The organism is Cellulomonas composti, from assembly GCF_007990245.1.
GTDB classification, from domain to species: Bacteria; Actinomycetota; Actinomycetes; order Actinomycetales; family Cellulomonadaceae; genus Cellulomonas; species Cellulomonas composti.
In genome coordinates, this window is record NZ_BJWG01000009.1 from 15483 (window position 1) to 37294 (window position 21812).

Here is a 21812-nt window from a genome sequence, read left to right on the forward strand (position 1 = left end):
GCCCGCCTCCCGGTGTGACGATTGAATTCAAGACTCAAAGTCATGCCGAGCGCAAGCGGCGTTACCAAAGCGTGTCCTGAACGCGACCGCCGCGACATGGGACCCGAATCGGATGGCCATCGGGCAGGTCGCTGACTTCGCTTCGCGATGCGAAGTCAAGACTCGCCCGCGGTGTGTCGCAGCTCACACCAGGCTGCAGGCAGCCGCGTCCCCGTCGTCGACCGGGCGACCGAGCGGAACCGCAGGCCGACCGGGCGGAACCTCTCAGCCCACCGACTGCGTCCGACGCCAGCGGACGCCGGCCTCGATGAAGGCGTCGATGTCGCCGTCGAACACCGCGGCGGGATTGCCGACCTCGTGCTCGGTGCGCAGGTCCTTGACCATCTGGTACGGCTGCAGCACGTAGGAGCGCATCTGCTCGCCCCAGCTCGCCTTGATGTCCCCCGCGAGCTCCTTCTTGGCGGCCCGCTCCTCCTCCTGGCGCACCAGCAGGAGTCGGGACTGCAGCACGCGCAGCGCCGCGGCCCGGTTCTGGATCTGGGACTTCTCGTTCTGCATCGACACGACGATGCCCGTGGGGATGTGCGTCATGCGCACCGCGGAGTCGGTGGTGTTGACCGACTGGCCGCCCGGCCCGGAGGACCGGAACACGTCGACCTTGATCTCAGACTCGGGGATCTCGATGCTGTCGGTCTGCTCGATGAGCGGGATGACCTCGACCGCCGCGAAGGACGTCTGGCGCCGGCCCTGGTTGTCGAACGGGGAGATCCGCACCAGCCGGTGCGTGCCCGCCTCGACGGACAGGTGCCCGTACGCGTAGGGCGCCTTGACCTCGAACGTCGCGGACTTCAGGCCGGCCTCCTCCGCGTAGGAGGTGTCGAGCACGCTCGTCGGGTAGTTGTGACGCTCGGCCCAGCGCAGGTACATCCGCAGCAGCATCTCCGCGAAGTCCGCGGCGTCCACGCCGCCCGCGCCGGAGCGGATCGTCACGACCGCCTCGCGCTGGTCGTACTCGCCGTTGAGCAGCGTGCGGACCTCGAGCTCGCCCAGGTCCTTGCGGATCCCCGTCAGCTCGACCTCCGCCTCGGCGAGGCTGTCCTCGTCCTCCATCTCGGTGCCCAGCTCGACGAGCGTCTCGAGGTCGTCGATGCGCGCCCGCAGCCTGCTCACGCGGTCCAGCTCGGCCTGCGTCGCCGAGAGCGCGCTCGTGATCTTCTGCGCCGCCTCGGGGTCGTCCCACAGGTCGGGGACGGAGGCCTGCTCGGAGAGCACCGCGATCTTCTTCTCGAGCGCGGTCGGGTCGCTCACCGACTCGATGGAACCCAGCGTGGTGCGCAGGTCGCGGATCTCGGCGGGGAAGTCGGTGGTGGCCACAACCGTCCAGGCTACCTGGCCCGTGCCGTGGCGACCGCCGAGATCGTCACGCCGTCCGACCACGGCGCCACGAGCCAGCCCGCCGGCCCCGCCGGCAGGCACACCGCCACGAGCTCGACCCGTGCGACGTCCGCCTCCGGCACGTCCGCCGCGGCGCCGAAGTCCGACCAGTCGCCGACAGCCTCCGGATGCGCAGCGAGGTACTCGTCGACCGACGCACGCACGGACGCGTCCGTCAGCGCGATCCGCTGCGGTGCGCGCGGGTCGTAGTACACGTCGTCGGCCACCGCGTCCGACGCGTCGAGCGCGAGCACGTCCGCGAGCGCGAGCAACCGCTTGCGCTCGAGGTGCACCTGGGCCGCGGCCCCGACGACGGCGATCAGCGCGAGCGCGACCACCACGCACCCGATCGTGAGCACCGTGACGTACCCGTCGTCCCCGCGCGCCCGCAACCGGCCTCGCCACCACGAGGTCGTCCTCACCCGTCTCCCCCGGTCTCGCGGTACCGATCGACCACCGCGGTGCGCGACGAGCTCACCGGGACCTCGAGCGGGACCACCGAGCGGACGAACGACGGGACGAACGGCAGCGGGACGCGCACCTGGACGACGGCGGTCACGGCCGCGTCCGGCGTCACGCACGGATCGGCCTCGCACGTCACGCGCAACGCGTCGGCCCCGTCGCCGAAACCCTGGTCCTCGAGCGCGAGCCCCGTCACGACCTGCGCCCGCGCCAGCCCGCTGTCGTCGTCGTCGGCCGCGGACAGCACGCGGGCCGACTCCCGCGCCGCACCCTCGACCGCGAATGTCGCCGCCTCGAGCCGCCCGAGGACGAGCACGAGGTACACCAGCGGCACGAGCAGCACGAGGACGAGACCGAGGAACTCGATCACGGCGCTGCCGGCTTCCGGGTCGTCGGCCGTGATCCTCCTGATCAGCGCGTGGCTCACGGGAGCGCATCCTCGGCGACCGCGTGCCCGGTGACCGTCAGTCGCCCGCCCGGGCCCAGCAGCCCGACGAGCGGCAGCGGGGCCGACATCGTCACCTCGACGAGCTCCACGCCCCCGCGCTCGACGCGCCGGGCGGTCACCTCACCCGCGTACGCCGCCGAGAGCGACTGCTCGGCGAGCTCTGCCGCGCGGGCGGCCCCGTCCGAGGCGTCGTTGCCGTCGAGCGCGCCGTACCGGGCTCCCTCCGATGCACAGTCGGTCAAGGTGTTGCGCACGTGCAGCACGAGCGTGAGCTGCAGCAGCCCCATCGTGAGCAGCACGACGAGCCCGCCGACGAGCACGAAGTCGACGACCGCCGACCCGCGCTCGTTCCCGTGCCGACGATGCCGGGTCAGGAGTCCGGGCCGACCGAGTTGATCGCGTCCTCGAACATCGCGGACAGCTGGGGCTCGGCGATGAGCCACAGCGCGGCCACGACCGCGGCGGTCATCAACGTGACGAGCACCCATCCGGGCACGTCTCCCCGCTCGGAGGTGAGCGCTTCGGCCATGCGTGACCGCCAGTGCCAGGCGGCTCCCCACCCCCGGTCGACGGTGCGCCGGCCTCGCGCAGGCACCCCGCCCGGCGGCCGCCGTTGCTCGACCGGCACCTCGCTCGACCGCGCCGCCGTGTCCTGCCCGTGGTCCTGCAGCATCCGTGCCTCCTCGTCGGTGCCCGCGTGCGGGCGGAGCACCCTCGTCGTGCCGGCCGCTCGGCCGGTCGTCCATCTCCGTGCCGGTCACAGCCCCACCTGAAGCACGACCGAGCTCGGGAACACCGCGAAGACGACGGTCACCGGCAGGATCAGGAAGACCACCGGGACCATCATCAGCACCTCCTTGCGTCCGCCGGTCTCCATGAGCTCCCGGCGGCCCTCGTCGCGCACGTCCTGCGCCTGCGCGCGCAGCACGTCGGCGAGCGGGGACCCCCGCTCCATCGCGACCGCGACACCCTCGGCGAACCGCGCGAGCGCGGGCACGCCGGTCCGATCGGCGAGGTGGTCGAGCGCCGTCGTCAACGGCGCCCCGGCCCGGGCCTCGGACAGGGTGCGCGCCAGCTCCCCGGACAGCTCGCCGTGCGTGGTGCGCACCACTCGCTCGAGCGCCCCGACGACCCCCTCACCCGCGCCGACCGCGAGCGCGAGCAGCTCGGCAAGCGTCGGTAGCTCCGCGGCGATCCGCGTCTCGCGCTCGCGAACCCGCCTGGACAGGAGCCAGTCCGGCCCGACGAGCCCGAGGAAGCCGCCCACCAGCACGAGCACGACGAGCGCCGGCAGTCGCGTGCCGCGCGTCGTCGCCAGCACGAGCGCGAGCGCGAGCCCGCCCGCCGTCGCGAGGGACGCCGTGACCACCTGCCCGGCGCGGAACTGCTCGACGGTGCGCGCGCTGCCCGCCCGGCTCAGTCGACGGCGCAGCTCGACCGTCGGGGAGCCGACGCGCGCCGCGAGCGCCATCCCGTCGTTCATCAGCGGCGCGAGCACTCGTTCGAGCACGGCCAACGGGCCGCGTACGTCGGCGACGTGCAGCAACGTCGACGACGTACGCCGGGGACGAAGGTACGGCGCGAGACGTTGGTCGAGGGTGGTGCGCCTGCCGCGCAGCCGCGCGACCACGAGCCAGACCCCCAGGCCGACGAGCAGTCCGGCGCACGCCCCCAGGACCACGGGGTTCGGTGCGGCGCTCATCGCAGCACCCGCGGGTCCTCGGGCAGCCGCGCGATGCGCAGCATGAGCACGTAGGCGATCGCGGAGCACGCCGCGCCCGTGAGCAGCACGACGAACCCGGCCGCCGAGTCGTACGCGCGAGCCGCCTGCGGCCGGCTCGACAGCAGCGCGAGCACGAGCCACGGCGCCGCGACCGCGAGCCGCGCCGCGTACACGGTCCAGCTCTGCCGCGCCTCGAGCTCGTTGCGCGTGCGCACGTCGTCGCGCAGGAACCCGGACAGCGTCCGCAGCAGTCGTCCGAGGTCCGTGCCACCGACGTCACGGGTCAGGCGCAACGCCTCGACGATCCGGTCCGCGACGGGGTCCGCGAGCCGCGCCTTGAGCGCGTCGAGGCTCTCGCCGAACCGTCCGGTCGCGCGGTAGTCCTCGCCGAACGCACGAAAGGGCGCGCGCAGCTCGACCGGCCCGCGCTCGCCGATCTGGGCCACGGACTCGGGCAACGAGAGCCCCGCTCGGATCCCCGAGGCCAGGTGGTCGACCACCTCGGGCCACAGCTGTCGCAGCCTGGCCCGCCGCCGACGAGCACGCCCCCGCACCACCGCGGCGGGTGCGACCGCCGCGAACACCGCGAAGAACAGCGCGATCGTCGGGACCCTCGTCAGCGCCGCGCCCAGCACGAGCACCGCGAGTCCGAGCAGCACCGAGGCGAGCATCAGCCCGCCCGGACTCACCCCGAGCACCCCCGCCTGGACCAGCTCGTCCTGCAGCCGCTGCGACCACGCGGACCCGGACCGGCCGGCATCCGCCGCGCTCGGCCAGAACGACCACCACACGCACGCGAGCCCGGCCCCCAGCAGCAACCCCACGACGACGCCCACGCCTCACCCCCGCGCGCGCAGCAGCGCGGCCACGTCGATGCCGACCCGGGCGAAGCGATCCACGTGCGGCGGGAACCCCTCGAGACGCACGAGCCGCTCGCCGCGCCAGCCGTACAGGTCCGCCGTCTCGACGACCCCCTGCTCGACGCGGCCCGGCACGGCCACGATCTCCCGCACGCGGCGGCGCCCCCCGGCGTCGTGACCGAGGTGCACGACGACGTCGATGCACGACGCCACGGTGGGCACCACGAACCGGTCGGTCACGTTCTCGCCGGCGAGCAGCGGCAGCGTGCACAGCTTGGTCACCGCCTCACGCGCGGAGTTGGCGTGCAGCGTCGCCATCGCCGGGACTCCGGCGTTCAGCGCGATCAGCAGGTCGAGCGCCTCCGCCTCCCGGACCTCACCCACCAAGATGCGGTCCGGGCGCATCCGCAGCGCCTCCTTGACGAGCCGCCGCAGCGGGATCTCCCCCGTGCCCTCGAGGTTCGCCTGCCGGCACTGCATCGCGACCCAGTCCCGTGCGGCGAGCCGCAGCTCGAAGACCTCCTCGCACGTGATGACCCGCTCCCGCACCGGGATCGCCCCCGCGAGCGCGTTGAGCATGGTCGTCTTGCCCGCCTGCGTCGCGCCCGAGACCAGCACGTTCAGGCCCGCGCGCACCGCCGCCGCCAGGAACGCCGCCGCGTCCGGCGGCAACGAACCCAGCGCGACGAGGTCCTCGAGGTGGTCGGCGCGCACGACGTACTTGCGGATGTTGACCGACCAGTCGCGGCGCGTGACGTCGGGGATGACGGCGTGGAGCCGCTCCCCTCCCGGCAGCGTCGCGTCGACGAACGGGCTCGACAGGTCCAGGCGGCGACCGGACACCTTGAGCATCCGCTCGACGAGGTCGCGGACCGCGTCGGCCGTCAGGATCGTCGGCGTGAGCTCGGCCTCGCCGCCGCGCGCGATGAACACCTCGGTCGGTGAGTTGACCCAGATCTCCTCGATCGCCGGGTCGTCCAGGTAGCGCTGCAGGGGGCCCAACCCCGCGACCGCGTCGAGCACCGCCTTGTGCGCCGCGGCCTCGTCGGCGATCGGCGGCACGGCCCCGACGACCGACCGCGCCTCGTAGTCGGCCATCGCCGCGTCCACGAGCGCCGCGATCGCCGACCGGTCCCGCAGCGGGTCGACACCGCGGCGGCGGATGAGCTCGCGGACCTCCCGCTCCAGGATCACGACGCCGTCCACCGGTGCCCCCTCGTACGTTCCGCAACATCCGACATTTCGGACGCCGTCAGTCCGCGCACACTAGGGGATAACGCCCCCACCGCGGAGCCCTTCGTCCACAGGTCGAACATCCGGTACGCGCCGCTCACCCGATGGGATGGACCCGATCGGCCCAACGAACGCCCAGGGCACCCGAGTCCCCGGCTCTCCGGCGCGGCCGGGTCTGGGTGGGGTGGGGCGCGGGGGCCACTACGGTGTGAGCGTGAACAGCACGCCCGAGAGCACGCTCAGCGCACCGACGACAACCAGGGCCGCGCAGCGCGCCGGCGACGACCTGCCGACCGGCGCGCAGGTCGAGATCGCGCTCGGCGACCAGCACGCCTGGGTCGCCGCCGTCGGCGCCTCGCTGCGCGCGTACACGGTGGGCGGACGCGACGTCGTGCTGCCATTCGACGAGGGCGCGCTCGCGCCCGCGTTCTCGGGTGCGGTGCTGGCGCCGTGGCCCAACCGGCTCGGCGAGGGGGCCTACGACTTCGCGGGCGTGCACCACGAGGTGGCGCTCACCGAGCGCGAGCGGCGGACCGCGCTGCACGGGCTGGTGTCGTTCGCGCGGTTCGAGGTCGTTGCCGCCGACGCGTCGAGCGTGACGCTCGCGCACACGATCGTGCCGACGCCGGGGTACCCGTGGCCGGTGCGGATCGAGGTGTCCTACGCGCTGGGCGACGGCGGGCTCGTCGTGACGACCACCGCCACCAACCTCGGCGCGAGCGCCGCGCCGTACGGCGTCGGGTTCCACCCGTGGCTGTCCCCCGGCGGCGGCGCGGTCGACGAGTGCACGCTGCAGGTCGGCGTCACGCGGCACGTCACGGTCGACGACCGGCTGCTGCCCACGGGCGACGAGGAGCCCGCCGGCCCCTACGACCTGGCCGAGCCGCTGTCGCTGCGCGGCGTCCAGCTCGACGACGCGTGGCTCGCGCCGGTCCTCGACGACGAGGGTCGCTCCTGGGCACGGTTCTCGGCGCCCGACGGGCGCACCGTCGCGATGTGGGCCGACGAGACGTTCACCGCGTGGCAGGTGTGCACCGGTGACGGGATCCCGCGCATCGAACGCCGGGGGGTCGCGGTCGAGCCGATGACGTGCATCGCCGACGCGTTCCGCACGGGCGACCTGCTGATCACGCTCGAGCCTGCGACGACGCACCGGTGCGTCTGGGGCCTGCGCCTCGAGTGAGGCGGGCGCACGGCGGGCGATCAGCCCGACGAGGGCCGATCAGCCGTAGAACTCGCCGTCGGCCATGACGCCCTTGATGTACTCCCAGTGCCACGGCTCGTGCGGGCCGGAGCCGCCCGACAGCGCCCAGTTCGGGTTCACGAAGCCGTAGGTGGGCCCGTTCTCCTTGAGCCACGTCCAGCGTTCGCCCGACGTCATCGAGCTGCAGAAGTCGATCGCCAGGCCCCAGCCGTGGTTGCTCTTGCCCGGCGTCGCGGCCAGGCCGCCCTTCTGCGCCTTGAGGGCGTACTGCTGCGCGAGCGTGCGATAGCCCGACGAGAGGCACATGTTCGCGCCGAACCGCGCGATGTAGACCTGGTTGAGCTCGGCGAGCGCCGTGGCGGCGTCGGCCCGCATCTGCAGGTGGCCGTCCCACAGCGTGCACAGGTCGCCGGAGTCGAGCTGCCCGTTCTCGCCGGCCGCCTTCACGGTCGGGTCGCAACCGGGCAGGACCTCGCGGACCGCGCTGCGGCTCGTCAGGTCGGTGCCGCGCGCGGCGAGGATGCTGGTGTCGGCGGCGGCGAGCGACGGCGGCGGGGCGATCGCGTCCGGCAACGAACTGAGCGCCGAGACCGTCGTCGGCAGCGCACCCGTCTCGAGCGTCACGCCCGAGAGCACCTGACCGCCGGCGACCGCGCCCTTGCTCAGCGGCACCACCAGCGTCACCAGCGCGAGCGCGCCGAGCACCCCGACCCGTACGACGACGCGACCACGATGCGTGTGCGGGCGCATCCGCTCCTCGAGCTGGGACAGCGCCCCCGACGTCGTCGGAACGGACTCACGGGCCGGTGCAGCGGCCTTCGCGCGGGCGGGCCGGTGCAGCGCCGGGTCGGCCGCCAACGGGATCGCGCCGGAGTCGAGGTTCTCGGACTTCTGCGCGGGAAGACCCACCGGGGCGGTCGGCGCCTTCGCGCGAGCCGACGCGACGAACGACGCCGTCACCGCGGCGACGGGCGCTGTCTCGACGACCGGCGTGACAGCGACCGGCGTGACAGCGACCGGAGCAGCAGCGACCGGAACGGCAGCGACCGGAGCGGCGACGACCGGCGTGGCGGCGACCGGCCGGCTCACGGCGGGTGCGGCAGGTCGGGTCCCGACGACGTCGCGCGGCTGCGTCGCCGGCGTCGGCGCCGGGTTGCTCGTGCCGGGCCGGGTCGTGACGGACCGGGGCGCGCTCGGCCGGGTCGTACCCGGGTGACTCGTACCCGCATGACCCGCACCCGGGTGACTCGTGCTCGCGTGGCTCGTGCTCGCGTGGCCGGTGCTCGGGTGGCTCGCGGCGTGCGGAGCTGCGGGCGACGACCACGCAGCCGGCACGGGCGGCGTCGCGACCGTCCGGGGCGCCGTGGTGCGCGCTGCGGCCGCGCTCGGCGATGTCGCGGTGCGGTTGACCCAGTCCGGCGTTCCCGCCCGCACCGCACCGGGCTGCGCGGACACGTGGGTCGCGGGCGTCGACGAGGTCGTCGTCAGGCGGGGCGCCGTGGCGGTGGATCGCGCAGCCGCGTCACGCATCGCGGCGAGCTCGGCGGCGACCTCGATCGCGCGTTCCGCCTCACGACGCTCGCGGCGCGTCAGGCCGGAGAACGGGTCGGCGGAGGGCTTCGGGGCATCTCCTGCCACGACACCTCCCTCCTCCTCGGCGCGAACGCGCGTCGGAACGCTCTGCGGGCCGGACGATCACGAAACCATAACGGCACCGGCTGAGGTATCCAACCCCCCTTGGACAATCGTCCAGTCGGGCACGGCAAGCCACCTTCAAGGGTCAGAACGTCGGACGTTCACCCAGGTGGCGGCCGACACGCCGGACGACACGCCGACCACGCACGTGGCCTCCGTCACATTCCGGATCCGACAGATCGGACGAACCGGCGCCGCGGCGGCCCGATCACCGTTCTGTGAAGATTCCGTGCACGAAGCCCGGAAATCCCTCACGCCGCAGGACCCGGGACCAACGTCTCGATCTCGTGCTCCCACGGGCGTCGGCCGCGGTCAGCCGCCCGGCCCCCGCTGCATCGCGTCGCGCACCTCGCCGACGAGCTCCTCGAGGATGTCCTCGAGGAACACGACGCCCACCGGCGACCCGTCCACGTCGACGCGCGCGAGGTGCGCACCGGAGCGCTGCATCGCCGCGAGCGCGTCCTCCACCTCGTCGTCGGGCCCGACCACCGCGAGCGCGCGCACGCGCCACTCGGGCACGGGCGTCTCACGTGTCGCGGCGTCCGCGTAGAGCACGTCCTTGAGGTGCAGGTAGCCGACGGGCGCTCCCGCGTCGTCGACCACCGGGAACCGGGAGAAGCCGGTGCGCGTGACGAGCCGCTCCACCTCGTCGGGCGTGACCCCGGGCCCGAGCGTGACGAGCGCGTCCGGACGGACCATGACGTCGGCCGCCGTGCGGTCCGAGAACTCGATCGCGCCGGCCAGCAGACCCTGCGCGTCGTCGAGCAGACCCTCGGCCTGCGACCGCTCGACGATGGACTGCACCTCCTGCGCGGTGAACGCGGAGGAGACCTCGTCCTTGGGCTCGACGCCGAACAGCCGCAGCACGTGGTTCGCGATCCAGTTCAGCGCGAGGATGACCGGTCGCACCCCGCGCGCGACGAGCACGAGCGGCGGTCCGAGCACGAGCACCGCACGGTCGGGCCCGGCCACGGCCAGGTTCTTGGGCACCATCTCGCCGAGCACCACGTGCAGGTACACGACGACGAGCAGGGCGACGACGAACGCGATCGGGTGCGTCCACTGCTCGGAGACGCCCACCGCCTCCAGCGGGTCTGCGATGAGGTGGGCGATCGCGGGTTCGGCGACCACGCCGAGGCTCGTCGAGCAGACCGTGATGCCGAGCTGCGCGCACGCGAGCATGAGCGAGACGTGCTCCATCGCCCACAGCACCGTCCGTGCACGCCGGTCCCCCGCCTGCGCGCGCGGCTCGATCGCCGAGCGACGCGCCGAGATGATCGCGAACTCGGCGCCGACGAAGAACGCGTTGGCGGCCAGCAACGCGATCGCGACCACGAGGGCGACGGTGCTGCTCATGCGCGTCCCCCGTCCGGCTCGGTGTCCTGCGGCCGGGGCGCGACCGACTCGACGTGCACCTGCTCGACGCGCCGCCCGGCCATCCGCACGACGCGCAGCAGCACGCCGTCGACCACGACCTCGTCGTCCACGGTGGGCACCCGGCCGAGCTCGGCCATCACGAGACCGCCGAGCGTCTCGTAGGGCCCCTCGTCGGGGACGCGCAGCCCGGTGACCTCGTGCAGCTCGTCGGGTCGCGTGACACCGGGGACGCGCCAGCTGCCGTCCGCCTGCCGGGCCGCGTGCGAGCGGCGACGGTCGTGCTCGTCGGCCACGTCACCGACGAGCTCCTCGACGACGTCCTCGAGCGTGACGATGCCCGAGGTCCCGCCGTACTCGTCGACGACGACAGCGACCTGCATGCCGTGCGAGCGCAGCTCGACCAGGAGCGGCCCGAGCCGCACCGTCTCGGGCACGCGCGGGGCCTCGTCCATGAGTGCGGCGGCGGGCACCTCGCCGCGCCGCTCGTACGGCACGCCGATCGCGCGGCGCAGGTGCACGAGCCCGACGACGTCGTCGGTCGAGTCCCCGATCACCGGGAACCGTGAGTGCCCCGTGCGGCGGGCGAGGGCCACGACGTCGGCCGCCGAGTCCTCGCGCCGCACCGCGACCATGCGCAGCCGGTCCGTCATCACGTCGACCGCGGTCAGCCCGCCGAAGTCGAGGGAGTTGGTCAGCAGCGTGGCGGTCGACTCGTCGAGCGTGCCGACCTCGGCCGAGCGGCGCACCAGCGCGGCCAGCTCCTGCGGCGATCGGCCACCGGCCAGCTCCTCGCGCGGTTCGACTCCCACGCGCCGCAGCAGCCAGTTCGCGGAGCCGTTGAAGAACGCGATCACGGGACGCAGCGCGGTGGTGAACCTGCGCTGCAGCGGCGCGACCACACGCGCGGTCTCCCACGGCCGCGCGATCGCGAAGTTCTTGGGCACGAGCTCGCCGACGAGCATCGAGAAGCCGTTGACCAGCACGACCGCCAGGACGACGGCGATCGCGGTCACCGCGGTGGCCGAGAGCCGGGCGCCGTCGAACAGCTCCGCGACCAGGCGCTGCACGGCCGGCTGCGTCGTGTAGCCGAGCAGGACCGTGGTCGCGGTGATGCCGACCTGCGCGCCCGAGAGCTGCGTCGACAGCTCGCGCAGTGCGCGCAGCACGGAGTGGCCCCGTCGGTCGTCGGGGACGATCTGCTTCTCGACGACACCCGGGTCGAGCGTGACGAGCGAGAACTCGCCCGCGACGAACACGGCGGTTCCGAGCGTCAGCACCACTCCGAGGCCGACGAGCAACCACTCGGTCAGCACGTGCACGCCCGTCCGTGGGCAGCGGTGGCAGGCGGCGCGGCGGGCGCCTGCAGGTTCAGGAGGTGGCCGGCGTGGTCGGGCCCGGGCTCGTCGGCCCGGGCTGGACGCCGGCAGCGACTTGAGCTGCTCATGGTGCGCCCAAGCATAGGCGGGCTGTGCCAGTCTGGCCCCATGACGACGATGAGCGGTGCACGGACGCCCGCCGGAGCAACGACCGTCCTGGTCGTCGAGGACGAGCCCGCGATCGCCCAGGCGATCGCCCGCCGGCTCGCGGCCGAGGGCTGGACGGTCGAGGCGGTCGGCGACGGGCTGGCGGGAGTCGCCGCGGCGTCGCGGCTGCGCCCCGACCTCGTCGTGCTCGACGTGATGCTTCCGGGCATCGACGGGCTCGAGGTCTGTCGTCGCATCCAGTCCGAACGGCCCGTCCCCGTCCTCATGCTGACCGCGCGCGACGACGAGACCGACATGCTGATCGGGCTGGGCGTCGGCGCGGACGACTACATGACCAAGCCGTTCTCGATGCGCGAGCTCGTCGCACGCCTCAAGGCGCTGCTGCGCCGCACCGAGCGCGCCGCGCTCGCGCTCGAGCTCGCCGCCGCGGACGCGCCCGAGCCGCCGCTCGTCATCGGCGACGTGACGATCGACCGTGCGCAGCGGCGCGTCGTGCGGCACGGCGAGCAGGTGCACCTGACGCCGACCGAGTTCGACCTGCTCGTCGCGCTCGCCACCACGCCGCGCACGGTGCTCACGCGCGAGCGCCTGCTCGCCGAGGTCTGGGACTGGGTCGACGCGAGCGGCACCCGCACGGTCGACTCGCACGTCAAGGCGCTGCGCCGCAAGCTGGGCGCCGACCTCATCCGCACGGTGCACGGCGTCGGGTACGCGTTCGAGCCGGTGCAGGACGACGCGGCCGGCGGCGCCGCGGACGACGAGTCCTGAGCGGCCCGGACGTGTCGGCGCACGGTCCCGTCCCCCGGCACGTCCGGGGCGAGCGCCGGGTCGTGCTGCCGGACGTGCGTCCGCTGGACCGGTTCCGGTCCATCAAGATCAAGCTGGGCGTCCTCGTCGCCGCGACGGTCACGCTCGCGTCGTTCGCGACGTGGCTCGGGCTCTCGCGCTGGCACCTGGGCCCGACGAGGACGCTCCCGCTGGCCATCGTCGTCTCGCTCGTGCTCACGCAGCTGCTCGCGCGCGGCATGACGTCGCCGCTGCGCGAGATGACGGCCGCCGCCCGGCGGATGGCCGCGGGCGACTACTCGCAGCGCGTGCACGCGACGAGCAACGACGAGGTCGGTGAGCTCGCGCGCGCGTTCAACACCATGGCCGACGACCTGCAGCAGGCGGACACGTTCCGCCGCGAGCTCATCGCGAACGTCTCGCACGAGCTGCGCACGCCGGTCACGGCGCTGCAGGCGCAGCTCGAGAACATCGTCGACGGCGTGTCCGAGGCCGACCCCGCGACCATGGAGGCCGCGCTCGCGCAGACCGAGCGGCTCGGTCGCCTCGTGACCTACCTGCTGGACCTGTCCCGGCTCGAGGCCGGGGACGCGCCGCTCGAGATCACGCAGGTGCGGCTCGACGACTTCCTGCACGAGGCCGCCGACGGCGCCGCCCTGGTCGGCGCGGCCAAGCGGCTGCGGTTCCCGGTGGACGTCGAGCCGCCCGACCTCGTCGTGATGGCCGATCCCGAACGTCTGCACCAGGTGGTCGCCAACCTCCTGCACAACGCGGTCCGGCACTCCCCCGCGGACGACGAGGTGCGCCTCGAGGCCACCCGGGTGGGCAGCGACGTGCGCATCGACGTGGTCGACCACGGGCCGGGGATCTCCGCGGCGCAGCGTCCGCACGTCTTCGAGCGGTTCGTGCGCGGCAACACCCCCGCGACCACCGGACAGATCTCGACCGGGGGCACGGGTCTGGGCCTCGCGATCGTGCGGTGGGCGGTCGAGCTGCACGGCGGCACGATCGAGGTCGCGGACGTCCCCGAGGGCTGCACGATGCGCGTGACACTGCCCGGCTACGGGCGGCCCGCACCCGGCCGACCGCTGTTCTCCCGCACGTGACCCCACATGTGAGCCCGCACGTGACCCGGCACGTGACTCTCCCGCCCGCAGCCCCCAGAATGGTGCCGTGACCAGCACCGCAGCGGCAGATCGCAGCGTCCGCGTCGACCACCTGACGAAGATCTTCGGCTCGGGCACCACCGCCGTGCGTGCGGTCGACGACCTCTCGTTCGAGGTCGGCCCGGGTCGCGTGACGGGCTTCCTCGGCCCCAACGGCGCGGGCAAGACGACGACGCTGCGCTCGTTGCTCGGGCTGGTCCGCCCGACCTCCGGCGGCGCGACGATCGGCGGGCGCAGGTACGACGAGCTCGAGCGGCCGGCGGCCGTCGTCGGCGCCGCGCTCGAGGCCGCCAGCTTCCATCCCGGCCGCAGCGCACGCGACCACCTGCGCGTGTACGCACCGCAGGTGGGCGTCCCGGACCGCCGGGCCGACGACGTGCTCGAGCTCGTCGGCCTCGCCCCGGCCGCCGACCGCCGCGTGGGCGGTTTCTCGCTGGGCATGCGGCAGCGGCTCGCGCTCGCGACGACGCTGCTCGCCGACCCGCCCGTCCTGCTGCTCGACGAGCCCGCGAACGGGCTCGACCCCGAGGGCATCGCGTGGCTGCGCGGCTTCCTGCGGTCGCTGGCCGCGCAGGGCCGCACCGTGCTCGTCTCGAGCCACGTCCTGCCGGAGGTCGAGCAGACCGTCGATGACGTGGTGATCGTCGCGCACGGGCGGCTCGTGCACGCCTCACCGCTCGCCGACCTGCACCGCCTCGCGCGGCGGCGCGTGCGCGTGGCCTCGCCCGACCACGCCGGCCTCGACGCGCTCGTGCACCGGGCGGGCTGGGCCACCGCCGGCCCCGACGCAGGGGCTCCGCCCGGCGACCTCGTCGTGCTCGACCAGGACGCGGCGACCGTCGGCGCGGCCGCGTTCGAGGCGGGACTCGTGCTGCACCACCTCAGCGGGCAGGACGGCTCGCTCGAGGACGTCTTCCTGGCGCTGACCCGCCCGGCGCCGGACGGGACGGTCGCCTGATGCGCGCCGCCCTGCTCGTCGAGACCCGCAAGATCACCTCGACCCGGATGTGGTGGCTGCTGCTGGTCGTCATGGCCGGCTACATGGCGCTGCTCGCCGCCGGGCTGGCGTGGGCCCTCACGCAGGCCGACGCCGCACTGGGCGCGACCGACGGCCCCGCGGAGCCGCTCACGCCGGACGCCGTCGTGCGGTCCGTCTACACGATCGCGGTCTCGCTCGGCTACGTCTTCCCGCTGCTCATCGGGGGCCTGTCGTATCCCTCGGAGGTGCGGCACCAGACGATCACGCCGACCTACCTGTTCGAGCCGCGCCGCTCGGTCGTCCTGGCCGCGAAGCTGACGACCGGCGGCGCCGTCGGCGTGCTGTTCGGGCTCGTCGGGACGCTCACGTGCGTGCTCGCGGGCGGTGGCGTGCTCGCCGCGCTCGGGGAGCCGACCATGCTCGGCGAGCCGGGCACCTGGCGCACGATCGCGTTGTCCGCGCTCGCGCTGACCGTGTGGGCGCTCGTCGGCGTCGCGCTGGGCAGCGTCCTGACGAACCAGGTCGCCGTCGTGGTCGTCGTGCTCGCGTTCACGCAGCTCGTCGAGCCGGTGATCCGGCTCGTGCTCGGCCTGACGTCGTGGGGCGCCGACCTCGCCGCGTACCTGCCCGGCGCGGCCGGCGAGGCGATCTCGGGCGGGAGCCTGTACTCGGCCTCCGGCGTCGGCGGCGACCTGCTCGAGTGGTGGCAGGGCCTGCTCGTGCTGATCGGGTACGTCGCCGTGCTCGCGACGGTCGGGCGGCTCACGACGCTGCGCCGCGACGTGACCTGAGCCCGGCGCCGGCCGCGGCCGACCAGACCCCCCGTAGAGCGGCCTTTGGCCCCGGCCGTACGGCCGCGTTGCCGGGGTTTGACCCCGGCCACGCGAAGGCGTGGAGACCGGGTGAACAGGCGTGCCGAAAGGCCCTTGCGAGCACGGTCGCGACCCGTTCAGGCCGTAGTGTTGTCATCAACAGAACCGGCAACGACGCGGTCCCCCGGCCGCAGCGGAAGTGGGCGATCCTCGCGTGTCCCAGAAGGCTGAGGCCGACTCGACGCACGCCGTCTTCGGCGCGAACGAGTGGCTCGTGGACGAGCTGTACGAGCAGTACCTGAAGGACCGGAACGCGGTCGACCCCGCGTGGTGGGAGTTCTTCGAGGGATACCGCGGCGGCGGCACGCAGGACGCACCCGCCACGACCAACGGCGCGACGAGCACGGGCACGACGAGCAGTGGCACTGGCACGAGCACTGGCACTGGCACTGGCACGACGAGCACAGCGGCGGTCGACGCCCCCGCGCCCGCCCCCGCCGCCGCACCGGCTCCTTCACCCGCGCCTGTCTCGACCTCCGCCCCGGCACCGGCAGCACCCGCATCCGCGCCGGCAGCACCCGCCGGCGGCGAGCCCGCGACGCTCACGTCGCCGATCGCCACCGCGCAGCCGGCGACCGCGCCGTATGCGGAGGTCGCCCGGCGGGCCAGCACCCCGGACGACGAGGGCTCGGCCGACGACGTGCAGAAGCTGCGCGGTCCCGCCGCGCGCGTCGTGACCAACATGGAGGCCTCGCTCGAGGTCCCGACGGCGACGTCGGTGCGCGCCGTGCCGGCCAAGCTCATGGTCGACAACCGCATCGTCATCAACAACCACCTGTCGCGCGGCCGCGGCGGCAAGGTCTCGTTCACGCACCTCATCGGGTTCGCGCTCGTCGAGGCGCTGGCCGAGATGCCGTCGATGAACGCCTCGTACACGCTCGTCGACGGCAAGCCGGGCGTGCTGCAGCCCGCACACGTCAACCTGGGCCTGGCGATCGACCTGGCCAAGCCCGACGGCACCCGCCAGCTGCTCGTGCCGTCGATCAAGAAGGCGGAGACGCTCGACTTCGCGCAGTTCTGGTCCGCGTACGAGGACGTCGTGCGCCGTGCGCGCGCCGGCAAGCTCACGGTCGAGGACTTCCAGGGCACGACGATCTCGCTGACCAACCCGGGCACGATCGGCACGGTGCACTCGGTGCCCCGGCTCATGCAGGGGCAGGGCACGATCGTCGGCGTCGGCGCGATGGACTACCCCGCGGAGTTCGCCGGGACGTCGGAGGACCGGCTCAACCAGATGGGCGTCTCGCGCGTCCTGACGATCACGAGCACGTACGACCACCGGATCATCCAGGGCGCCCAGTCGGGCGACTTCCTGCGCTCCATGGCGACCAAGCTGCTCGGCGAGGACGGCTTCTACGACCGCGTCTTCGCGGCGCTGCGCGTGCCGTACGAGCCGGTGCGCTGGGTGCGTGACATCTCGACGGACCCGGACGCCGAGGCGGTCAAGCCGGCCCGGATCGCCGAGCTGATCCACGCCTATCGCTCGCGCGGCCACCTCATGGCGGACACCGACCCGCTCGCCTACCGCCAGCGCAAGCACCCCGACCTGGACATCCAGAACCACGGCCTGACGCTGTGGGACCTGGACCGCACGTTCCCGACGGGTGGTTTCACGGGTCGCACGCGCGCGACCCTGCGTGACGTGCTCGGCCTGCTGCGCGACTCGTACTGCCGCACCACGGGTGTCGAGTACATGCACCTGCAGGACCCGCGTCAGCGGCGCTGGCTGCAGGAGCGGCTCGAGTCCGGCTGGGCGCGCACCCCGCGCGAGGACCAGCTGCGCATCCTGCGCCGGCTCAACGCCGCCGAGGCGTTCGAGACGTTCCTGCAGACCAAGTACGTCGGGCAGAAGCGGTTCTCGCTCGAGGGCGGCGAGTCCGTGATCCCGCTGCTCGACGCGATCCTGTCGCGGGCCGCGAACAACGGTCTCGACGAGGTCGGCATCGGGATGGCCCACCGTGGCCGGCTCAACGTGCTGGTCAACATCGCCGGCAAGTCGTACGCGCAGGTGTTCAGCGAGTTCGAGGGCAACGCGGACCCGAAGTCCGTGCAGGGCTCGGGTGACGTGAAGTACCACCTGGGCACCGAGGGCATGTTCACCGCGGAGTCCGGCGCGACGACGCGCGTGTACCTCGCCGCGAACCCGTCGCACCTCGAGGCCGTCGACCCCGTGCTCGAGGGCATCGTGCGGGCCAAGCAGGACCGCATCGACCTGGGCGGGGACGGCTTCTCGGTGCTGCCGATCCTCATCCACGGCGACGCGGCGTTCGCCGGTCAGGGTGTCGTGTTCGAGACGCTCAACCTCGCGCAGCTGCGCGGCTACCGCACCGGCGGCACGATCCACGTGATCATCAACAACCAGGTCGGGTTCACCACGGGCCCGTCGTCGTCGCGCTCGTCGCAGTACGCGACCGACGTCGTCAAGGGTCTGCAGGTGCCGGTCTTCCACGTCAACGGCGACGACCCGGAGGCGGTCGTGCGCGCGGCCGAGCTCGCGTTCGAGTACCGCGAGCAGTTCGACCGCGACGTCGTGATCGACCTGCTGTGCTACCGCCGTCGCGGGCACAACGAGGGCGACGACCCGTCGATGACGCAGCCGCTGATGTACAACCTCATCGAGGCCAAGCGCTCGGTACGCAAGCTGTACACCGAGACGCTCGTCGCGCGTCGCGACATCACGATCGACGAGGCCGAGCAGGCGCTGCGGGACTACCAGTCGCAGCTCGAGCGCGTGTTCTCCGAGACGCGCGAGGACGGCTGGACGCCGCCGCCCGTGGGTGCCGAGGCCGTGTCCGGTCTGGAGCGCCCCGAGTCGCAGCTCGAGGACGCCGGCGTCATGGTCGGCTGGCAGACGGCCGTGCCCGCCTCGGTCCTCGACCGCATCGGCAAGGCGCACGTGCGACCGCCGGACGGCTTCACGGTGCACCCCAAGCTGCAGCAGCTGCTCCACAAGCGCGAGCAGATGGCGCGCGAGGGCGGCATCGACTGGGGCTTCGGCGAGCTGCTCGCGTTCGGCTCGCTGCTCGCGGAGGGCACCCCGGTGCGCCTCACCGGGCAGGACTCGCGCCGCGGCACGTTCGTGCAGCGGCACGCGGTGCTGCACGACCGGGACACCGGCGCGGAGTGGACTCCGCTGCTCTACCTGTCCGCCGACCAGGCCAAGTTCTGGGTCTACGACTCGTCGCTCTCGGAGTACGCGTGCCTGGGCTTCGAGTACGGCTACTCGGTCGAGCGCCCCGACGCGCTCGTGCTGTGGGAGGCCCAGTTCGGCGACTTCGTCAACGGCGCGCAGACGATCATCGACGAGTTCATCTCCGCGGCCGAGCAGAAGTGGACGCAGCGCTCGTCGGTCGTCCTGCTGCTGCCGCACGGGTACGAGGGTCAGGGTCCGGACCACTCGTCGGCGCGCATCGAGCGGTTCCTGCAGCTCGCGGCGCAGGACAACATGGTGATCGCCCAGCCGTCGACGCCCGCGTCGTACTTCCACCTGCTGCGCCGCCAGGCGTACACACGCCCCCGCAAGCCGCTGATCGTCTTCACGCCCAAGTCGATGCTGCGGCTCAAGGCGGCCTCGTCGCCCGTGGAGGACTTCACGTCCGGCACGTGGCGGCCCGTCCTTCCCGACGAGACCGCGGCCGCGCACGGCGGACAGGTCGACCGCGTCCTGCTGTGCTCGGGCAAGGTCTACTGGGACCTCGCCGCCCGGCGCGAGCAGTCGGGCGACCAGCGCACGGCGATCCTGCGGCTCGAGCAGCTCTACCCGCTCGACCCGGACGCGCTGCGCGAGGCGCTCGCGCCGTTCGGCGACGCCGAGCTCGTGTGGGTGCAGGACGAGCCGCACAACCAGGGCCCGTGGTCGTACCTGTCGCTGCACCTGCCGCAGCTCATCGAGCGGACGGTCCGGGTCGAGTCGCGGCCCGAGTCGGCCTCGCCCGCGACCGGCACGGCCAAGAAGCACCAGGCCCAGCAGGCCGACCTGATCGACCGCGCGTTCGCCCGCTGACGGCTGCGCTCACCGCCGCAGGTTCAGCCGGCCGCACGTCCAGCCCGCCGCACGTTCAGCCCGCCACCTCCTGGGGGCAGGCGAACGTGCGGCGGTAGGCCTGCGGGCTCGTGCCGAGCACGCGCCCGAAGTGGTGCCGCAGCACCGCCGCGGTGCCGAACCCGGCCAGGCGTGCCACCTCGTCGACCCCGAGCTCGGTGCGCTCGAGCAGCTCCTGCGCGCGCACGAGCCGCTGCCGCGCGATCCACGCTGCGGGCGTCGTGCCCGTCTCCGCGCGGAAGCGCCGCGCGAACGTCCGCTCGGACATCAGCGCCCGCGCCGCGAGGTCGGGCACGGAGTGCTCCTCGTCGAGGTGCTCGACGAGCCACGCGAGCAGCGGGGCGAGCGTGTCCGCATCGCACGGCAGCGGCGTCTCGACGTACTGCGCCTGACCGCCGTCGCGGTGCGGCGGCACGACCATCCGGCGGGCCACGACCGCGGCGGCCGCGGCGCCGAGTTCGCGGCGCACGAGGTAGAGGCTCGCGTCGATGCCCGCCGCGGTGCCGGCACTCGTCAGCACGCGGTCGTCGTCGACGTAGAGCACCGTGGGGTCGACGCGCGCGCCCGGGAACCGTCGGGCCAGCTCGGCCGCGTGCATCCAGTGCGTCGTGCACGCCCGGCCGTCGAGCAGGCCGGCCTCACCGAGCGCGAACGCCCCGGCGCAGATGCTCATCACCCAGGCGCCCCGCTCGTGCGCGGCCCGCAGCGCATCGAGCACGGGTTCGGGCACCGTCGCCGGCTGCGCGCCGTAGGCGGGCACGATGACGAGGTCCGCGTCGTCGGTCGCGCTCAGGCCGTGCTCGACGAGCAGGCTGAAGCCCGTCTTCGTCGGGACGATCCCCGGCTCCTGCGCGCAGACCGTGAACTCGAACGACGGACCGCCCGTGTCGGACCGGTCGATCCCGAACACCTCGCACGCGACGCCGAGCTCGAAGGGGGCGGTATTCGGCAGCAGGACGGCCGTGACGCGACGCAGCATGCGCCCAGTCTCCCCGAGAGTTGGCAGAAGTTCAACGGATACCGGCAGTTCTGCCACTAGTGGCACCATCGCGATGCGCAGAGACTTTCTGCCATGACCTTCTTCCTCATCCTGGTGGCGCCGGCCGTCGTGTGGACCGCCGCGCGTCTGGTGATCACGATCCGACGCGACGGGCTCGGCACGCGGGTCCCGCCACCTTCGCGGCCCGCGTGGAGCGACGCCGTGCAGCACCTCCCCAGCCACCGCTTCTGACCTGCTCGCCCCTGTGACGGGCGCACGGTTCCGACTCGCCGGGCCGCAGGCACCCGCTCCCGGGCCCGCCGCTGCGAGACTGGCGGCCACGGGCCGTCGACCGGACGCCCGCGGACGCGGAGGTGCGGTGCGGTGAGTGGGTTGCGGCTCGTGATCGTCGGCGACGAGCTCGTCGCGGGCACGGGTGACCCGAAGGCGCTCGGCTGGGTGGGGCGCGTCGCGGCCCGGACCCGTCCGGAGGGACGCTTCGACGTGCTCACGCTCGCAGTGCCCGGCGAGACCACGACGGACCTCGGCGCCCGCTGGGACGACGAGGTCGCACGGCGACTCGACCCCGATGCGGACAACCGGCTCGTGGTCGGGCTCGGCAGGGCCGATGCGGCGGCCGGGCTGTCGCTGGCCCGAAGCCGGCTCAACCTCGCGAACGTGCTCGACGTCGCCGAGCAGCGCCGCCTGCCGACGTTCGTCGTCGGACCACCTCCCGGCGCGACCGCGGACGGTGAGCGGCTCGCCGAGCTCTCGGCGGCGTTCGCCGACGTCGCCACGCGGCGCCGGGTGCCGTACGTCGACACCTACTCACCGCTCGCCGCCCACGACCAGTGGCTCGGCGACCTGGCCGCGGGCGACGGACTGCTGCCCAGCCAGGCGGGCTACGGACTCATGGCCTGGCTCGTACTGCACACGGGCTGGCACCCGTGGCTGGGCCTGCCCGAGGACGGCGCCTGAGCCGACCGGCCGCCGCGTGGCGCGCGGCGTGACCGCCGGCGCCAGCAGCGCCCGCCAGTGCCAGAGGATCACCTCCCGCTCCCCTTCCCG

Annotated in this window: 20 protein-coding genes; 8 read left to right on the forward strand and 12 right to left on the reverse strand. The window is 73.5% G+C overall.

The genetic code is table 11. The features are described from left to right. Positions 1-264 precede the first annotated feature (264 nt). The 8 genes from prfB to CCO02nite_RS10555 all read right to left on the reverse strand — a co-directional run bounded on the left by prfB (position 265) and on the right by CCO02nite_RS10555 (position 6133). Positions 265-1374, reverse strand: a complete 1110-nt coding sequence (gene prfB / locus CCO02nite_RS10520; RefSeq protein WP_146843098.1) for a peptide chain release factor 2 — start codon at positions 1372-1374, stop codon at positions 265-267. A gap of 11 nt (positions 1375-1385) precedes the next feature. Next, positions 1386-1856: a hypothetical protein gene (locus CCO02nite_RS10525; protein ID WP_146843099.1), complete on the reverse strand. Its 471-nt coding sequence runs from the start codon at positions 1854-1856 to the stop codon at positions 1386-1388. Further along, positions 1853-2323 (reverse strand): pilus assembly protein, encoded by a 471-nt coding sequence (locus CCO02nite_RS10530; protein ID WP_246117484.1) that lies wholly within the window; start codon positions 2321-2323, stop codon positions 1853-1855. Before CCO02nite_RS10530 ends, CCO02nite_RS10525 begins: the two co-directional genes overlap by 4 nt. After that, complete coding sequence (locus CCO02nite_RS10535) at positions 2320-2718, reverse strand: TadE/TadG family type IV pilus assembly protein (RefSeq protein ID WP_281284595.1); 399 nt, start codon at positions 2716-2718, stop codon at positions 2320-2322. The genes CCO02nite_RS10530 and CCO02nite_RS10535 overlap by 4 nt, the downstream gene beginning before the upstream one ends. Next, a complete protein-coding gene (locus CCO02nite_RS10540; protein ID WP_146843101.1) occupies positions 2715-3017 on the reverse strand; it encodes a hypothetical protein in 303 nt (100 codons plus the stop codon). Before CCO02nite_RS10540 ends, CCO02nite_RS10535 begins: the two co-directional genes overlap by 4 nt. Before the next feature lie 84 nt (positions 3018-3101). Next, positions 3102-4046 (reverse strand): type II secretion system F family protein, encoded by a 945-nt coding sequence (locus CCO02nite_RS10545; RefSeq protein WP_146843102.1) that lies wholly within the window; start codon positions 4044-4046, stop codon positions 3102-3104. After that, complete coding sequence (locus CCO02nite_RS10550; protein WP_146843103.1) at positions 4043-4903, reverse strand: type II secretion system F family protein; 861 nt, start codon at positions 4901-4903, stop codon at positions 4043-4045. The genes CCO02nite_RS10545 and CCO02nite_RS10550 overlap by 4 nt, the downstream gene beginning before the upstream one ends. A gap of 3 nt (positions 4904-4906) precedes the next feature. Next, positions 4907-6133: a TadA family conjugal transfer-associated ATPase gene (locus tag CCO02nite_RS10555; protein WP_146843104.1), complete on the reverse strand. Its 1227-nt coding sequence runs from the start codon at positions 6131-6133 to the stop codon at positions 4907-4909. Positions 6134-6374: 241 nt separating this feature from the next. On the opposite strand from CCO02nite_RS10555, the gene CCO02nite_RS10560 reads away from it, so the two are divergent. After that, entirely contained in the window at positions 6375-7343 is a 969-nt protein-coding gene (locus tag CCO02nite_RS10560; protein ID WP_246117486.1) for an aldose 1-epimerase family protein, read from the forward strand. Positions 7344-7382: 39 nt separating this feature from the next. Here the strand turns inward: CCO02nite_RS10560 and CCO02nite_RS15745 are convergent, their stop codons facing one another. The 3 genes from CCO02nite_RS15745 to CCO02nite_RS10580 all read right to left on the reverse strand — a co-directional run bounded on the left by CCO02nite_RS15745 (position 7383) and on the right by CCO02nite_RS10580 (position 11749). Beyond that, positions 7383-9002, reverse strand: a complete 1620-nt coding sequence (locus tag CCO02nite_RS15745; RefSeq protein WP_186812668.1) for a M15 family metallopeptidase — start codon at positions 9000-9002, stop codon at positions 7383-7385. A 369-nt stretch (positions 9003-9371) separates the two neighbouring features. After that, positions 9372-10415 (reverse strand): hemolysin family protein, encoded by a 1044-nt coding sequence (locus tag CCO02nite_RS10575; RefSeq protein WP_146843108.1) that lies wholly within the window; start codon positions 10413-10415, stop codon positions 9372-9374. Further along, positions 10412-11749 (reverse strand): hemolysin family protein, encoded by a 1338-nt coding sequence (locus tag CCO02nite_RS10580; protein ID WP_146843212.1) that lies wholly within the window; start codon positions 11747-11749, stop codon positions 10412-10414. Before CCO02nite_RS10580 ends, CCO02nite_RS10575 begins: the two co-directional genes overlap by 4 nt. Positions 11750-11920: 171 nt before the next feature. Here CCO02nite_RS10580 and CCO02nite_RS10585 point away from each other — a divergent pair, with 171 nt between their 5' ends. From CCO02nite_RS10585 to CCO02nite_RS10605, 5 genes are all read left to right on the forward strand, one after another. After that, positions 11921-12688 (forward strand): response regulator transcription factor, encoded by a 768-nt coding sequence (locus tag CCO02nite_RS10585; RefSeq protein ID WP_146843109.1) that lies wholly within the window; start codon positions 11921-11923, stop codon positions 12686-12688. Positions 12689-12699: 11 nt separating this feature from the next. Beyond that, the gene (locus CCO02nite_RS10590) at positions 12700-13812 is read left to right on the forward strand and encodes a sensor histidine kinase (RefSeq protein ID WP_146843111.1); all 1113 of its coding nucleotides are present in this window, start codon (positions 12700-12702) and stop codon (positions 13810-13812) included. A gap of 67 nt (positions 13813-13879) precedes the next feature. Then, positions 13880-14830 (forward strand): ATP-binding cassette domain-containing protein, encoded by a 951-nt coding sequence (locus tag CCO02nite_RS10595; protein WP_146843112.1) that lies wholly within the window; start codon positions 13880-13882, stop codon positions 14828-14830. Continuing rightward, on the forward strand, positions 14830-15642 hold the full coding sequence (locus tag CCO02nite_RS10600; RefSeq protein ID WP_146843113.1) for an ABC transporter permease: 813 nt from the start codon (positions 14830-14832) through the stop codon (positions 15640-15642). Before CCO02nite_RS10595 ends, CCO02nite_RS10600 begins: the two co-directional genes overlap by 1 nt. Before the next feature lie 235 nt (positions 15643-15877). Then, on the forward strand, positions 15878-19726 hold the full coding sequence (locus CCO02nite_RS10605) for a multifunctional oxoglutarate decarboxylase/oxoglutarate dehydrogenase thiamine pyrophosphate-binding subunit/dihydrolipoyllysine-residue succinyltransferase subunit (protein WP_146843114.1): 3849 nt from the start codon (positions 15878-15880) through the stop codon (positions 19724-19726). Between the two features lie 55 nt (positions 19727-19781). On the opposite strand, the gene CCO02nite_RS10610 is transcribed toward CCO02nite_RS10605, so the two are convergent. Continuing rightward, the gene (locus tag CCO02nite_RS10610; protein ID WP_146843115.1) at positions 19782-20744 is read right to left on the reverse strand and encodes a GlxA family transcriptional regulator; all 963 of its coding nucleotides are present in this window, start codon (positions 20742-20744) and stop codon (positions 19782-19784) included. A gap of 93 nt (positions 20745-20837) precedes the next feature. On the opposite strand from CCO02nite_RS10610, the gene CCO02nite_RS15750 reads away from it, so the two are divergent. Next, on the forward strand, positions 20838-20996 hold the full coding sequence (locus tag CCO02nite_RS15750) for a hypothetical protein (RefSeq protein ID WP_186812669.1): 159 nt from the start codon (positions 20838-20840) through the stop codon (positions 20994-20996). Between the two features lie 132 nt (positions 20997-21128). Further along, a complete protein-coding gene (locus CCO02nite_RS10615; RefSeq protein WP_146843116.1) occupies positions 21129-21722 on the forward strand; it encodes a GDSL-type esterase/lipase family protein in 594 nt (197 codons plus the stop codon). The last annotated feature ends 90 nt before the right edge of the window (positions 21723-21812 follow it).